The 423-nt window shown below is 56.3% G+C and carries 1 pseudogene; it reads right to left on the bottom strand.

Annotated features, from left to right (window positions below):
- A pseudogene (locus EOA29_RS42030) lies at positions 1-423 on the bottom strand (hypothetical protein); the annotation flags it as partial.

Genomic DNA, 423 nt, shown 5'->3' with positions numbered 1-423 from the left:
ATGCTTGCCTGAGCGGTTCGCCGAGGAAGCTCTCGAATCCGGATTGAACGATAGACGCTGCAAAAACGATTTTGTCGGCGTGTTCGGCGATGGCGAGGGCGTGCCTGTTCAGACTGTAGGACTCCAAGACTCCAGGCAGTTCGTGAACTAGAGAAACCGTGCGGAAGCCAGCTTCCTTTAAGACCGGAACCATCAAGCCAGATACCGTGGTGTTTACAATAGCGACCTCGGCACCAGCATTCCGTATCGCCTCCAATTTTCGGCGCACCAATTCCACTGGCTCGCTGTCGAGAGCCACGCGGTGCAGCGACGCAACCTCGGCAAAGCGCGAAAGCATAGGGCCATCGCCGAGGACGATCATATCTACATCATATTGCAGCTCCCCAAATTCCCGGGCCATCGCCAGAGCGAGCAATTGTGCAC

This window comes from Mesorhizobium sp. M1E.F.Ca.ET.063.01.1.1 (assembly GCF_003998155.1).
Taxonomy (GTDB): Bacteria; Pseudomonadota; Alphaproteobacteria; order Rhizobiales; family Rhizobiaceae; genus Mesorhizobium.
Note: the sequence above shows the minus strand (reverse complement) of the source record. Positions and strands in the feature narration are given on the sequence as shown.